The organism is Sodalis sp. C49 (assembly GCF_046352915.1).
Taxonomy (GTDB): Bacteria; Pseudomonadota; Gammaproteobacteria; order Enterobacterales; family Enterobacteriaceae; genus Acerihabitans.
Window position 1 is genome coordinate 4856818 of the sequence record NZ_CP163303.1, and the last position, 13135, is coordinate 4869952.

Here is a 13135-nt window from a genome sequence, read left to right on the forward strand (position 1 = left end):
AAATACGGGCGCGCGTGCGGCATGGCGGGGCGCCTGGCGCCTTTTCAGGCTGATCACGCACGTTCAGGATTATTTCAGGGCGGCAGGGATCGCCAAAACCGTGCAGAGTCCTTTCTTAGCGACCTTGCGCGCGCATGCCGCGGAGCGAAGGCAAGACGTGCGCGGGGTTTGCGCGCTTCGCTCAATTTATAGCCATGTCACTGGCGCGTTTCATAAGGGAAGCTAAACTGAAAAGGCTATTCGATAACCGATAATTTTCTTATTTCCGCAATGCCGTTATTGATTGAGAGGTGAAAAATGGCCGATTTACATGACAATTATCTGGACTGGCTGCGTGATGCCCATGCCATGGAAGAACAGGCCGAAAGCATGCTGAAACGCATGGCGGGGCGTCTTGAGCACTACCCGGCGCTGGAGGCCCGCATTAAACAGCATATTGATGAAACCATCGAGCAGCAGCGTCTGGTGGAAAGCGTTATTAAACGTTATGATTCATCCAGTTCGACATTTAAGGATATGGCGGGCAAAGTGGCGGCCATGGGCCAGGCGATGGGCGGCATGTTTGCCAGCGATGAAGTGATCAAAGGCGGCATTAGCGGCTATACCTTCGAAAATTTTGAAATTGCCTCCTATACCGCGCTTATCGCCGCGGCGCAGGCGGTGGGCGATACCGAAGGGCAACGTATTTTCACGCAGATCCTGGAACAGGAGAAAGCGATGGCCGCCTGGCTGCTGGAACATCTGCCGGAAACCACCCGGCAATTCCTGGCGCGTTCGCAGGCGCCGCATACGGAAGCTAAAAAATAATGGCTTATCCGGCACGATAACGGCCTTAGGCGCGGGCAATTATTGCCGGCGTAACCCATACTGCGCTTACGGCGCGGCGCATCGGGTCCCGGAGAATTTTTTTCGCTACTCATCGGGACAACCAAGCCTGAATATTCCAGGCATCGCGCCGTTAAATACGCTCTTTATGTTGGTTAAAATGCAAAAAACCCGGCAATGAATACCGGGTTTTTTGCGCTGATGATATTTACTCAACGTTAAACGAGCAAATTAATGCTATGACCATACAGGGTGAAATTGTATTATAAAAATACTTACCTTGTTAACATGCTGATATGGGTTATTTTTTACCGGCATCCGTATTTACTTTAACACTGGCCAGCTTGGATAATTTGATGTCGGTATCTTTTTCTTCCTGCAGCGTTTCGGCCAGCAGGGTTTTAGCCTCGGTATACCCCAGCAGCCCCGCCAGGGTGGCTAACGTGCCGTAGGTGGCGATTTCATAATGTTCAACTTTTTGCGCCGCGGCAATAAGACCGGCATCACGTACCGGGCCTTTTTCAACCTCGTCTATAATTTCCTGGCCTTCTTCCACTAATCCTTCCATTGCCATGCATTTCATACGCTTAATCTTGATATTCGGTGTGACTTCCACCAGTTTATCAATACGCTCGATTTGCCCATGCGTTTGTTCCAGATGAAGCTTAAAGCCATCAATCAGCTGAGGATCGGTAGCGGCCCGGGCCATTTTCGGCAAAGCGCGGGTGATTTGCTTTTCAGCGCTGTATACATCTGAAAGGGCATGGATAAAGAGGTCTTCAAGAGTCTTGATATTCATCGGGCTCACCATCACGTTGTTAGGATTATAGGTATAATCAGCGATGTTAACTTAGTCGGCTGATAATAATAAGCCTAGTATACCGTTGCGAATTAGACAAACCATGAGCGGCGGCCATGGCGATATTTTATATAAAAGTTTATTGTTGCGATTAATATCAAAAGGTTGGCGGGAACAGCCGCATATTATAGGGCTTGTGCGGCGGTAAAAATGGGCGGCATTTATCAGATTAAATTCCCTGGATAAAATACAGAAATGTTCTACCCGATATGCCGGGGTATTAATGCGGCGCGGGTGTTATAAACGACAACAATAAAGGCATAGCGCAGGCATCTTTGCCGCGCGGGGACCGGAAACAACTGGTCGGTCCCCGCGCAACCGCGGGGCCGCCCGCTAAAATAATTCGCCCAACGCCGCGGGGGTGAAATCCGCCATATTCCCCGTATCGCCGGCGCGCACCTTGGCCGCCCAGTGCGGGTCGCTTATCAACGCACGCCCGACCGCTATCAGGTCAAACTCATTGCGCTCCAGCCGCCCGATGAGATTATCCAATCCGACCGGGCTGGCGTTTTCCCCGCTAAAGCTGCCGATAAAATCCCCGGACAAACCCACGGAACCCACGCTGATGGTGGCGGCGCCGGTCAATTTTTTCGCCCAGCCGGCGAAGTTAAGCCCGTTTTCCCCATCCTGCTCCGGGAATTCAGGTTGCCAGAAACGCCGTTGCGAGCAGTGCAGCACGTCGGCGCCCGCTTCCACCAGCGGTACCAGCCAATCGGCCATCGCGTCCGGGGTGGTCGCCAGCCTGGCGGCATAATCCTGCTGTTTCCACTGGCTGACGCGCAGGATAATCGGATATTCAGGCCCGACCGCCGCGCGCATTTCCTTTAATACCTCGGCGGCAAAACGGGCGCGCTCTTTAATGGTGGCACCGCCGAAACGATCCGTACGCCGGTTGGTGCCGGACCAGAAGAACTGATCGATGAGATAGCCATGGGCGCCGTGGATCTCAAAAGTATCGAAACCCAGCCGCTTGGCATCGGCAGCCGCCCGAGCATAGGCGGCAAGGGTATCGGCAATGGCCTCGTCGCTCATGATCTCGCCGCGGGGCATATCCGGCGCCGCCAGGCCTGAAGGACTCTCCACCGGCACATCGGGCACCCATTCGGTCTGGAAACTGGCCACCGCGCCCACATGCCACAGCTGCGGTCCCATTTTACCGCCGGCGGCGTGGACTTCATCGATTACCCGTTGCCAGCCGGCCAGCGCGTCCTGGCCATGGAAAAACGGCACGTTCGGATCGTTCCTGGCCGCCGGCCGGTCGATTGCCGTACCTTCCGACAGGATCAGCCCCACATCGGCTTCGGCGCGGCGGCGGTAGTAGGCGGCTACGTTATCCCCCGGCACTCCGTCAGGTGAAAACGAGCGGGTCATGGGGGCCATGACGATACGGTTTTTCAATACCAGCGATTTTATTCGCAAAGGCTGGAACAGGATATCGACTTGCGGTGCGCGCATACAGATCATCTCCGGTTAACGTGAAGCTTTTGATGGTATATTATGTATACTGCGAGTCAATCAGGCACTTTGACGCTACCAGGTAGCCAAAAGGAAACCACCATGTCGGAAGTTGAAGACACCGCCATCCGCTATGCCGGCGACAGCGCCGTGCCGGGAGAGCACTGTCCGGTTTTTTCCGCGGCGCATTGCCCAAGCCGCATGCTGCTCGACCAGATTGCGGATAAGTGGTCGGTGCTGATCCTGGCCGCCCTGTGCGCCGGGCCGTTGCGTTTCAACGTTATCAAACGCCGTCTTGATGGTATTACGCAAAAGGCGCTGACCCAGAGTTTGCGGCGTCTGGAGCGCAACGGCATCGTGGCGCGGCGCGTTATTACCGCCTCGCCCATCGCAGTGGAGTATCAAATCACGCCCCTGGGTCATACGCTAAAACAGCCTTTCCAGGCGCTGCACCAATGGACGGTTGAGTACCTGCCCGAAGTGGAGCGCGCGCGGGCCACGTTCGATCATAATAGCTAATACGCGCCGCCGCAGGGCGGATTGATAACATCTTCATGCGCGCGTCTGTTCAGGACGGCGGCGTGAGAGACAGCGGTATCTTGCTGGGCATTCCGCTGATTTCGCGCGTCAGCCGGGGCACCAGATAGCCGGAAACCTTGGTGGATAGCGTACTGACAATGCGCCTGGCTTCGTCGTCGCCCACCATAAAATGCGCCGCGCCCGCGACCTTATCCAGCGCAAAAAGATAGTAGGGCAGGATACCGGCGTTAAACAGCCGGTTGCTTAACGCCGCCAGGATATCGGCGCTGTCATTGACGCCGCGCAGCAGGACGCTCTGGTTAAGCAGTGTCACCCCGGCGTTGCGCAGCCTGCCCATGGCGCCGTCAACGTCGGCGTCGATCTCATTGGCATGGTTGATATGCGTCACCATAATCGCCTGCAGCCGCGAAGCGGCCAGCATCCGGCATAATTGCTCCGTAATGCGCGCCGGTATCACCACCGCCAGCCTGCTGTGGATGCGCAGGCGCCGGATATGGGGAATGGCCTGGAGTTCGTCGGCCAGCCAGGCCAGTTCATGATCCCTGGCCATCAGCGGATCGCCGCCGGAAAAGATAATTTCATCGATCTGCGGATGCGCCCGGATATAGGCTAAGGCGTTACGCCAGTTAGCCTTGTTACCGCTGTTTTCCGGGTAGGGGAAATGGCGGCGAAAGCAATACCGGCAGTTGATGGCGCAGCCGCCTTTCACCAGCAACAGCGCCCGGTTGCGGTATTTATGCAACAGCCCCGGCATCACGCAGTCATGCTCGCCGAGCGGGTCGGCGACATAGCCCGGCGTGACGATAAATTCGTCCGCCGCGGTGATAACCTGCCGCAGCAAGGGGTCGTGTTCATTACCCTTTTCCATGCGGTTGACAAAACCGCGTGGCACCCGCAGCGGGAAAAGACGGCGCGCCGGCCGGCCTTGCCGCAGACGGGGATTATCGCTTAGCCCCAGTAATGATAATAATTCATCAGGATCCGAAATAACCTCGGATAATTGTTTTTGCCAGTCGTCCGCGGAAGATATGGCCTTAAAAGGTCTATTCACTGTTTTTTCTTTATATGTAAGCTAACGATTTATTAGTTATTGTAATTAATGAATTGGGTTAATTAACGGATGGCCGCGAAAAAAATCCCCGCATGGGTTATATCACCGCGCCATAACGGTTCAAGATAGCCCGGCCACTACGGCGGTGACCGCGTTTTTCAGCGTGGGGATAAGTCATGGCCGGCCATCTTAATTTTCTTTTAGATTAACGTGTTTTTTTAACGATGGAAAGTCGTCTTTATTAGCGGATGAGATGAACCCACGCCAAACTATAGGAATTTGGTTCAAAATATGCAGCAATATAAATTCCTATTTATTTACGACTGGGCTTTATGGGCGCCGGCGACATCGCCGCGCGTATACGGCTTATCGGCGACGCGGGCGTGGCCAGGCCTGCCTGATGATATGCCGGTAAAACGCCGGGTAGGAATCGCTGTAATAACGCAGGTCCCCCTTAATTTGCCGGTGCACCCGCGCCAGTTGTTCCATGGGTAATGAGGGGAAGCGGTGGTGTTCAACGTGATAATTATTGCCGTTGGTATACCAGCTGATCAGCGGATGGGCCTGGATGGTGCGGGTATTGTCGCAAACCCGCACGCTGGACTTATCGCAGCCGTAATGTTCGGGTAATTCTATTAAGCTATGGATGGGGGCGGCGAAAAACAGCAGAGGAAGCAGCCAGCACTGGATAAAAATATCACTGCCGGCCGCCAGCGATGCGCCGGCGGCGGTAAAAAAAATCCCGCCCATCAGAAGATATTCGTTGCGCAGGATGTGGGGGTTACTGGTCGCGATTTTTACCGGAAAGGGACGTCTTTTTACGGCGTGGATAAACTTCATTAATTGTGAATAAAAATGATTTAACATAAAAAAAATGCTAATCCTATCCCACAGCCGCGGCGGGGAGCGTAGATCGTGTTTAAAAAATTCCTCGTCATCCGCCCGGCCGAGCGCCCGGTGATGAAACAGATGACTGTCGCGATAGGCTGAATATGAGACCAGCATCGGCAATCCCAGCAGAAATCCGGCGCCATGATTGGCTTTTCTGGAGCGGAAACCGGTATGGTGCAGCGCCTGATGCTGCAATTCCACGCCATGGGCAAATCCCATCCCCAGCAGCAATTGCAGGAGCAGCCGGATGGGCCAGCGGTCCACGGACACAATGCCGTAAACGCATAAGCCTAACCAGCAGGCCCATAATGAAAACTTCGCTGAATAAATAACAAACCATTTAATAGGCTTGCTTTTATACTCTCTTAATATTGCATGCGATATTGCGTTTTTATCCATAAAACGTTTCCCCCGGCGATCACGAATGTTATTAAATGACAAAATAACATCAGAAATAATTTAAAATATTAAACAGGCAGCGATATGAGGACGAGAATACGGTTGCCAGAAGTTATATAACAATATATATTCGCCGGCTGTCAATACGCTATGATGAAAATGATTTAGCATGACTGATTGATAAAAAGTTAATTTTATTTAAATATAATAAAATTATAAAAATAATATTTATACGTGGCTATGCCGCCGTGAGTCACGGCGGGGTGAGATAAACGCGGCGGGAGAGGGATATTAGCCGGCGGCCACGGATTTATGACTCTTTTTTCGGAATAATGGTGATTTTGCCGTTTTGCTCCAAAATGGCATAACGAATCTGGTCCAGGTCCAGGATGCCGTCCGATTTGCGCGCGCTGGTCAGCAGATCGTCATGGGAAATCTTGGTCCGCTTGAGGCGCAGCTCCAGCACCTTGCCGTCATCCACCAGCAGCAGCGGCGGCCCGTCGGCGGCCAGCCAGACAATATGGTATTTATCCTTCAGCCAGGAAAGCACCAAATCAAGGCTTATCAGGGTAACGATGGAAATCGTGGCGCCGATCACCGAAAAATCCTCGCCCAGGATCGCCTGTTGGCAGGCTTCGCTGATAATCAGCAGCAAAATAAAATCGAAACTGTTCATTTCAAGCAACGTGCGTCTGCCCGATATGCGAAAGACCACGATCAGGATCAGGTAAATAAAGGCCGCTCTTAATACCATATCCATGATGTTCTCCCTAAGGATAAACTAATTGGTTAAACGTTATTTTTTCATTATCGGAAAGTGCGATGGTATTGGTGAAGTAGCCCATTTTATTTGGTTTTAGGGTGACGTAAATACTGTGCCAGCCGTCTTTTTTGGCGATCGGCTGGGTTAATGTCAGGGCGTTATCGTTGATAATCGAAACATCGGGGGTGGGTTGGATAAACTCGATATCGTAATTATCGAGGATATCGCCGCGCAGGACGGCGGTAAGCTGGTTTTCTTTATTGATTTTTATGCGGATTATAAAATGAGTCTCCGTGCTGTTACGGGCGAAGCGGTCATATTCAAGGATCATATTGCCCCCGGCTGATTGCGCGGATGCATTGCTGAGTACGCCTTGGGAAAACAGTCCCAGGCAGGCCGCGGCAATAAAAATAAACAGCAGCACAAAGCCGAGATTCTGCATTCTCCAGGCGAAAAGCTGGAAGCGCATATTTTCCTTGACCGGATAATGCCTGCTGCGATAGTCGTCGGGTAAGTGGTCGTTATCCATTTCCGTTACCTCGAAAGCCGATAGATAAAGAAGATAGCCAGGTTACCTGCTCGTTTAACCTTCTGAAAAGTATAGGCGTAAAAAAATAACGGCGGCTGAAAATAACGCATGCGGGCGAGACGCGCGCGGCGCGGCAGGGCCCGTCGGCCGGCGCCAGACGGCGGAAAACGTATGGGGATCACATTTTTCCAAGCCGGTGGCGATAAAAGAGGAATGGGATATGAATCACGCTTTGCGCCAACCCGGCATCGCGGTAGGATATGCCGGTGCAGCAGTGGTTTTTCCGGGTATGTGCGGCGGGTTACGGATTCACGTCCGCCTTGTGCCTGTCGATATCTTTTATAAGGATACCAGAATGATCAATATCAAAGAGTTTATGCGTGTTTTTAAAGAAAAATTGACGCACCAGCATAACGTTGCCCCGCGTGATCCGGATATTGCCTCTTTGATTAGCGCCTTGGGCGAGCAGGAAAACATTGTGGATGTCGATGCCTGTATTACCCGGCTGCGGGTTAAGGTCAAGGATCTGGGCAAGGTCAATACCGGCCAGATCCAGCATCTGGGCGCGCTCGGCGTCGTGGTTATCGGCCAGGAGGTGCAGGCTATCTTCGGCCGCCAGTCCGATAACCTGCGCCGTGAGCTGGCGGAACGCTTCGGCCTGGAAAGCAGCCAGGAAAAGTAAGCCCCGCGTTCACCCCTTCATGTTCCCGCGCGGCGGCGGGCGGGACGTTGCCCCACGCAGGCCTAGCGGCGCGGACGCTGTAACAGCGCCAGCGCCGTCAGCATGACCACCATGCTTAACAGCATGGCGATACTGGCCATGGCCATGCCGTCGCCTACCGAACCTTGCTCGAACTGGCGCCAGATAAATACCGATACCGTTTGCACCCCGGGCGGCGCCAGCAACAACGAGGTCACCAGTTCCCTGGACGCGACGGCAAATACCATCAGCATCGCGGCCAGCAGCGCGGGAAATACCAGCGGCAGCACGATATAGCGCAATGCCCGCGCGGCGCTGGCGCCGTGCACCCTGGCCGCCGGCTCCAGGCTGGATCCGAGCTGGCGCAGCGCGGCTCCCGTATAGCGCACCGGGTAAGGCAACAACAGGCAACTGTAGGCCAGCAGCAGGATAACCCAACTATCATAAGGCGTTACCGGCCAGAAACGCCGGTTCCAGGCCAGGATCAGGCCGACGCCCACCACCACGCCCGGCAGCGCGGCCGGCAGCAGCGACAGCGCGTCGATACAGGCCGTGGCGCGGCCTTGGGTGCTGTTGATAAGCCAGGCCACCATCAATCCCACCAGACCGGTAAACAGCGCGGTGCCGAGCGCCAGGCCCAGGCTGGTGGCCAGTGCGTCGGCCGCCTCGCCGTGCTGCGCGAAGAGATTGCCGAAATGGCGCAGCGTCAGGTTGGCCGGCGTCAGTCCGCCGGATACCGTGGCGGAAAACGCGGTGGCCAGCATGGCGGCCACCGGGGCCGCCACCGCCAGGCCGGCGATCAGGCCGAACAGCACCACCACCGGCCAGCGCCATACGCCGAGCGGCCGCGAGGCGATAGCCGCCGGTTTTCCGCCGGTGATGGCCACGTCACGGCCGCCGGACAGGGTGCGCTGGATGCCGTACGCCGCCAGCGCCAGCGCCACCAGTAATAACGAAAGCAGCGATGCCGAGGTTAAATCAATGGGCCAGTCCGCCAGGCGCCGCTCGATGCCGACGGTCAGCACCGGCGCACCGGCGCGCATGCCCAGGGCGGCGGGCACGCCGTATTCCTCGATGGCCAGGGTAAACGCCAGCAGCAGGCCGGCGAAAATGGCCGGCAGCGCCAGCGGCAGGGTGACCAGGCAAAACGCCCGCCACGGCCCCGCGCCGTGTACCCGCGCCACGTCCGCCAGACGGTGGCCGCCCGCGGCCATGGCGCGCGACACCGCAAAATAGACCACCGGGAAAATCGTCAGCGTCATGACCAGCACCATGCCGGCGCGGCTGAACAGGAGCCGATCTAATTGCAGGCCGGTCAGTTGCTCAAGGTAACCGCGCCGCTGCAACGCCAGCATCCAGGATAAGCCGGCGATATAGGGCGGCGTCAGGAACGGCACCAGGATCAGCACATCCCAGACCCGCGCCAGCGGCACGGCAAACAACCCGCGCAGCGCGCCCAGGGGAATGCCCAGCAGAGCGCAGGCCAGCGCCACGCCCAGGCCGGTTTGCAGCGTGCCGCCGAGCAACGCGGGCACCTGCGGGTCCCGCCACAGGGCCGGGACCGCGCCAAACGCATGCGCCAGCGAGCCGGCGGCCAGCTGGGGAAAAATGGCCTGCAGCAGCACAAACAGCGCCGGCAGCGCCACCAGCACCAGTAATGCCGCCAGGGTCAGCAGCGGCAGGAAAAAAGCGCGCATCGCAAAGCCTAGCGCTGGCCGAACAGTTTGGCGAACCGGTCGAGCACCTTGTCACGCGTGGCGGGCTGGGCGCCCTGCGCCGGCAGCAGCCGCAAATCGCTGAACAGCGGGCGTTTGGCGCTGATATCGCTGCGCGCGGGCATCAGCCAGGCTTCTGCCACCAGCTGTTGCCCCTCCGGGGAGAGCGCATAATCGATAAAAGCCCTGGCCTGATCGGGCTGCGTGCTGGTTTTCAGGATCATCATCGGACGCGGGGCGATCACCGTGCCGCTGGAGGGGAAAATCACTTTCACCGACTCGCCTTCCTGCACGCTGTTATAGGCGACATAGTCCACCGCGCCGAACACCGCCGCCCTGGCGCCCTGCAGTACCGGCGTCAGCGCCTGGGCATTGGGCCCGGCGATAATCATTCCGTTGTCCTTTAACTGTCCGAACAATGTCCAGGCTTTCTCGCCCAGGGCATTTTGCAGGCCCATCAGCAAATCCAGCGAGGCGCCGGACAGCGCCGGATCGGGGGTGGTCACCTTATCCCTGAATGCCGGCTGCGCCAGGTCCTGCCAGTCATGCGGCTCCGGCGTACCGCTGGCGCTGTTCCAGACGATACCGAGGGCGGAGATGCCCTGCGCCACATAATAGCCGGTTTTAAACTGCGCCGGCACGCTGGCGGCGTTCGGGCTGCCGTAGGCCAGCAGCCATCCCCGTTGTTGCAGTTCTTCCGCGGTATCCCATGAAGCGGAAATCAGGACATCGGCGCGCGGGTTGGCCTGTTCGGCCTCCAGGCGGGCCATGACTTTACCGGTGGTGGCCTGAAAAACATCGACCTTGGTCCCCGATTGCCGCTCATAGCCGGCCGCCAGCTTTTTGGCCAGGGAGCCGGGACCGGCGGTATAGAGGGTCAGCGCCCGGGCGTCGGCGGCCATAAGGGTGGCGGCGGCAATCATGATGGATAAAGCTCCTGTGCTGATACGGCTTAATAAACGGTGGGTGGTCTGCTGCATGTGTTTTCCCCGGTTCAAGTGGCGTGATAATTGACGATGCGCCCCTGCGCCATATGCGCGATATGCTGGGCAAGCTGTTGCGCTTCACCGCGATCGTGGGTGACGTAAACGGCGGTAATGCTGAGCTGCCGGAGCAGGCGGGCCATTTCGCCGCATAACGTTTCGCGCAGTTCGCGGTCGAGATTCGATAGCGGTTCGTCGAACAGCAGGACCCGGGGCTCGGCCACGATGGCCCGGGCCAGGGCCACCCGCTGCTGCTGGCCGCCGGACAGCTCCGACGGCTTGCGTCCGGCGAAGGCGGCCAGGCCGACCCGCTCCAGCGCGTTGTCGACCCGCAGCCGGCGTTCGGCGCGGGCCACCCGGCGCATGCGCAGCGGGAAAGCGACATTTTGCGCCACGCTCATATGCGGCCACAGGGCATAGTCCTGAAACACCATGCCGATATCGCGTTGTTCGGGAAGAATACAGACGCTATGGCTCGCCATCAGCCGCGGGCCGAAATGGATCTCGCCGCGCGCGGGCTGCAGCAGGCCGGCCAGTAATTTCAGCAGAGTGCTTTTACCGCATCCCGAGGGTCCGAGCAGGGCCAGGGTCGTGCCCGCGGGCACATGCAGATGGATATCCTCTAATACGCGCTTGCCGCCAAACTGATGGCTGAGTCCGCTGATGACGATTGGCGTGCCGTCGTTAGCGCTGAGGTTGCGCATGCCGGGCCCCCGGGCGAAACGTCAGGCAAACGGCCGGCGCGCTGCGGCTGGCGGCGGGGATGCTACGGCAATGGCGCTTGGGGGAAAATAGGGCGCGGGACAAACCTTCCGGCGCTGACCGTCGACCGGAAGTTCGCCCCTGCGCTAAGGACAGGCGGGCGTACATAGTATTATCCTCTTTGGGACTTTATCTTCGCTGGAGTATAGAGAGGGAATATGACGGTTTTATTGCCGCAACGGTAAAAACGCCATCCAGGCTTTATCGTTGCGGCCGATAAACGGCAGGGTCCGGCCGGGCTACAGTTTTACCGCCAGATCGCGAATATGTACCGGCAGTTCAGTGCGCAGCGAGCGGTTGGCGGCAATGCCGGTCAGGATGGACATGGCGCCGTCGCGGTAGCTGGCCGCGCGTTTCAGCGGGTCCGGCGCCGGCGCGCCGAACACATCCGCCAGCATAACCTTATCGCCGCCGCCGTGGCCGCCGGCCAGGAAATCCACCGGGACGTCATAGGGCGCGGCGAACAACGGAAATACCCGTATAGAGCAGCTCTCAATAGCGCCTTCCAGCTCTTTTTCGCCGCCGCTGTTTACATAAGACGTTTCCACCAGTTTCATCTCCAGCCGGCCCCGGCTGCCGTTGAACACCACGTTCAGCCCTTCCCACGGCAGGTAGGCGTTCATGGAATAGGTCATGATGGCCTTGTTTTTATAGCGCACCATCACGCCCATGACATCCTCGATACTGATGCCGTCGTCGAAAACGCTTTTGTCGCGATAATAACCGTCCTCATGTTCGGCGTTGAGGTAAAGTTCGCGCAGCGGTTCGCTTTGATCCATGTGCAGGGCGAAGGGATCTTCGGCCGCCGCCTCGCTCCCGAAGGCGCGGGAATAAAATTGCGCCACCCCCCGGCTTTCGGCGTTATCCTTGCCGTAAAAACGCAGGTCTCCCTGGGCATACACCGTTTCCGGCTCGCTGTTCAGCCAAAAGTTGACCAGGTCGAAATGGTGGGTGGATTTATGCACCAGCAAGCCGCCGCTGTTGCGTTTATCACGGTGCCAGCGGCGGAAATAATCGGCGCCGTGCCGGGTATTCAGCAGCCACTCGAAATGCACCGAAAACACCTCGCCGATAGCGCCGGCGGCAAGCAGTTCGCGGATTTTGCTGTGATGCGGGGCATAGCGGTAGTTAAAGGTCACGCGCAGGCTCTTGCCGGTACGGTTAATGGCGTCGATAATCGCCTGGCATTTTTCCTCGTCGATGGTCATCGGTTTTTCGCTGATAACATCGCACCCCAATTCCATGGCGCGCACGATATAACGATGGTGGGTGCGGTCGATAGAGGTGACGATGACGGTATCCGGCCGGGTTTCGGTTATCATGCGATCAAACTCCAGCGCGGTATACATCGGCACGCCGTCGTGGCCCGCCGCGCCGATTAACCGGTTGGCGTATTCCATTCGCGTGCGGTTGGTATCGCAAAAGGCGACAAACGCGCCCCGGGTGCGGTATTCCCCGGCGATAGCCTGCAGATAAAGCCCAGCCCGGCCGCCGGTGCCGACCAATGCATATTTTTTCATGTTATCGTTCTCCCGTATTCCTGGTATTACAGTACATGAGGTCTTGTCTTCTGGTGATTCAACGCTGGAAGTCCGGCCTGTTGACAGGCTAAAGCGGATGCTTTATACCCGCTGGACCGGCCTTGCTGTCTTCGCGCCGCTTG

Annotated in this window: 13 protein-coding genes; 3 read left to right on the top strand and 10 right to left on the bottom strand. The window is 57.2% G+C overall.

Annotated features, from left to right (window positions below; translation table 11 throughout):
• The first annotated feature begins 297 nt into the window (after positions 1–297).
• A complete protein-coding gene (locus tag ABUK12_RS21955; protein WP_410013804.1) occupies positions 298–807 on the top strand; it encodes a ferritin-like domain-containing protein in 510 nt (169 codons plus the stop codon).
• Between the two features lie 319 nt (positions 808–1126).
• Here ABUK12_RS21955 and ABUK12_RS21960 read toward each other — a convergent pair whose 3' ends face one another.
• Positions 1127–1624 carry a ferritin-like domain-containing protein gene (locus ABUK12_RS21960; protein WP_410013805.1) on the bottom strand — a complete coding sequence of 166 codons (498 nt, stop codon included), beginning with the start codon at positions 1622–1624 and terminating at the stop codon, positions 1127–1129.
• Between the two features lie 393 nt (positions 1625–2017).
• A complete protein-coding gene (locus tag ABUK12_RS21965; RefSeq protein ID WP_410013806.1) occupies positions 2018–3139 on the bottom strand; it encodes an NADH:flavin oxidoreductase in 1122 nt (373 codons plus the stop codon).
• 102 nt (positions 3140–3241) lie between these two features.
• Between ABUK12_RS21965 and ABUK12_RS21970 the strand changes: the two genes are divergently transcribed.
• Positions 3242–3658 carry a winged helix-turn-helix transcriptional regulator gene (locus tag ABUK12_RS21970; protein ID WP_410013807.1) on the top strand — a complete coding sequence of 139 codons (417 nt, stop codon included), beginning with the start codon at positions 3242–3244 and terminating at the stop codon, positions 3656–3658.
• Positions 3659–3707: 49 nt separating this feature from the next.
• Here ABUK12_RS21970 and epmB read toward each other — a convergent pair whose 3' ends face one another.
• From epmB to ABUK12_RS21990, 4 genes are all read right to left on the bottom strand, one after another.
• Positions 3708–4730 (bottom strand): EF-P beta-lysylation protein EpmB, encoded by a 1023-nt coding sequence (gene epmB / locus ABUK12_RS21975; RefSeq protein ID WP_410013808.1) that lies wholly within the window; start codon positions 4728–4730, stop codon positions 3708–3710.
• A 366-nt stretch (positions 4731–5096) separates the two neighbouring features.
• Positions 5097–5885 (bottom strand): fatty acid desaturase family protein, encoded by a 789-nt coding sequence (locus ABUK12_RS21980; protein WP_410013809.1) that lies wholly within the window; start codon positions 5883–5885, stop codon positions 5097–5099.
• Between the two features lie 445 nt (positions 5886–6330).
• Positions 6331–6780 carry a DUF421 domain-containing protein gene (locus tag ABUK12_RS21985; protein WP_410013810.1) on the bottom strand — a complete coding sequence of 150 codons (450 nt, stop codon included), beginning with the start codon at positions 6778–6780 and terminating at the stop codon, positions 6331–6333.
• Positions 6781–6790: 10 nt separating this feature from the next.
• Positions 6791–7312: a hypothetical protein gene (locus ABUK12_RS21990; protein WP_410013811.1), complete on the bottom strand. Its 522-nt coding sequence runs from the start codon at positions 7310–7312 to the stop codon at positions 6791–6793.
• Positions 7313–7667: 355 nt separating this feature from the next.
• Between ABUK12_RS21990 and ABUK12_RS21995 the strand changes: the two genes are divergently transcribed.
• Positions 7668–7994: a glucose PTS transporter subunit EIIB gene (locus ABUK12_RS21995; protein WP_410013812.1), complete on the top strand. Its 327-nt coding sequence runs from the start codon at positions 7668–7670 to the stop codon at positions 7992–7994.
• Positions 7995–8056: 62 nt separating this feature from the next.
• Here ABUK12_RS21995 and ABUK12_RS22000 read toward each other — a convergent pair whose 3' ends face one another.
• The 4 genes from ABUK12_RS22000 to ABUK12_RS22015 all read right to left on the bottom strand — a co-directional run bounded on the left by ABUK12_RS22000 (position 8057) and on the right by ABUK12_RS22015 (position 12992).
• Positions 8057–9709: an ABC transporter permease gene (locus tag ABUK12_RS22000; protein WP_410013813.1), complete on the bottom strand. Its 1653-nt coding sequence runs from the start codon at positions 9707–9709 to the stop codon at positions 8057–8059.
• A gap of 8 nt (positions 9710–9717) precedes the next feature.
• On the bottom strand, positions 9718–10650 hold the full coding sequence (locus tag ABUK12_RS22005) for an ABC transporter substrate-binding protein (protein ID WP_410016741.1): 933 nt from the start codon (positions 10648–10650) through the stop codon (positions 9718–9720).
• A gap of 71 nt (positions 10651–10721) precedes the next feature.
• Positions 10722–11414 carry an ABC transporter ATP-binding protein gene (locus ABUK12_RS22010; RefSeq protein WP_410013814.1) on the bottom strand — a complete coding sequence of 231 codons (693 nt, stop codon included), beginning with the start codon at positions 11412–11414 and terminating at the stop codon, positions 10722–10724.
• A gap of 297 nt (positions 11415–11711) precedes the next feature.
• Complete coding sequence (locus tag ABUK12_RS22015; RefSeq protein ID WP_410013815.1) at positions 11712–12992, bottom strand: Gfo/Idh/MocA family protein; 1281 nt, start codon at positions 12990–12992, stop codon at positions 11712–11714.
• Positions 12993–13135: the final 143 nt, after the last annotated feature.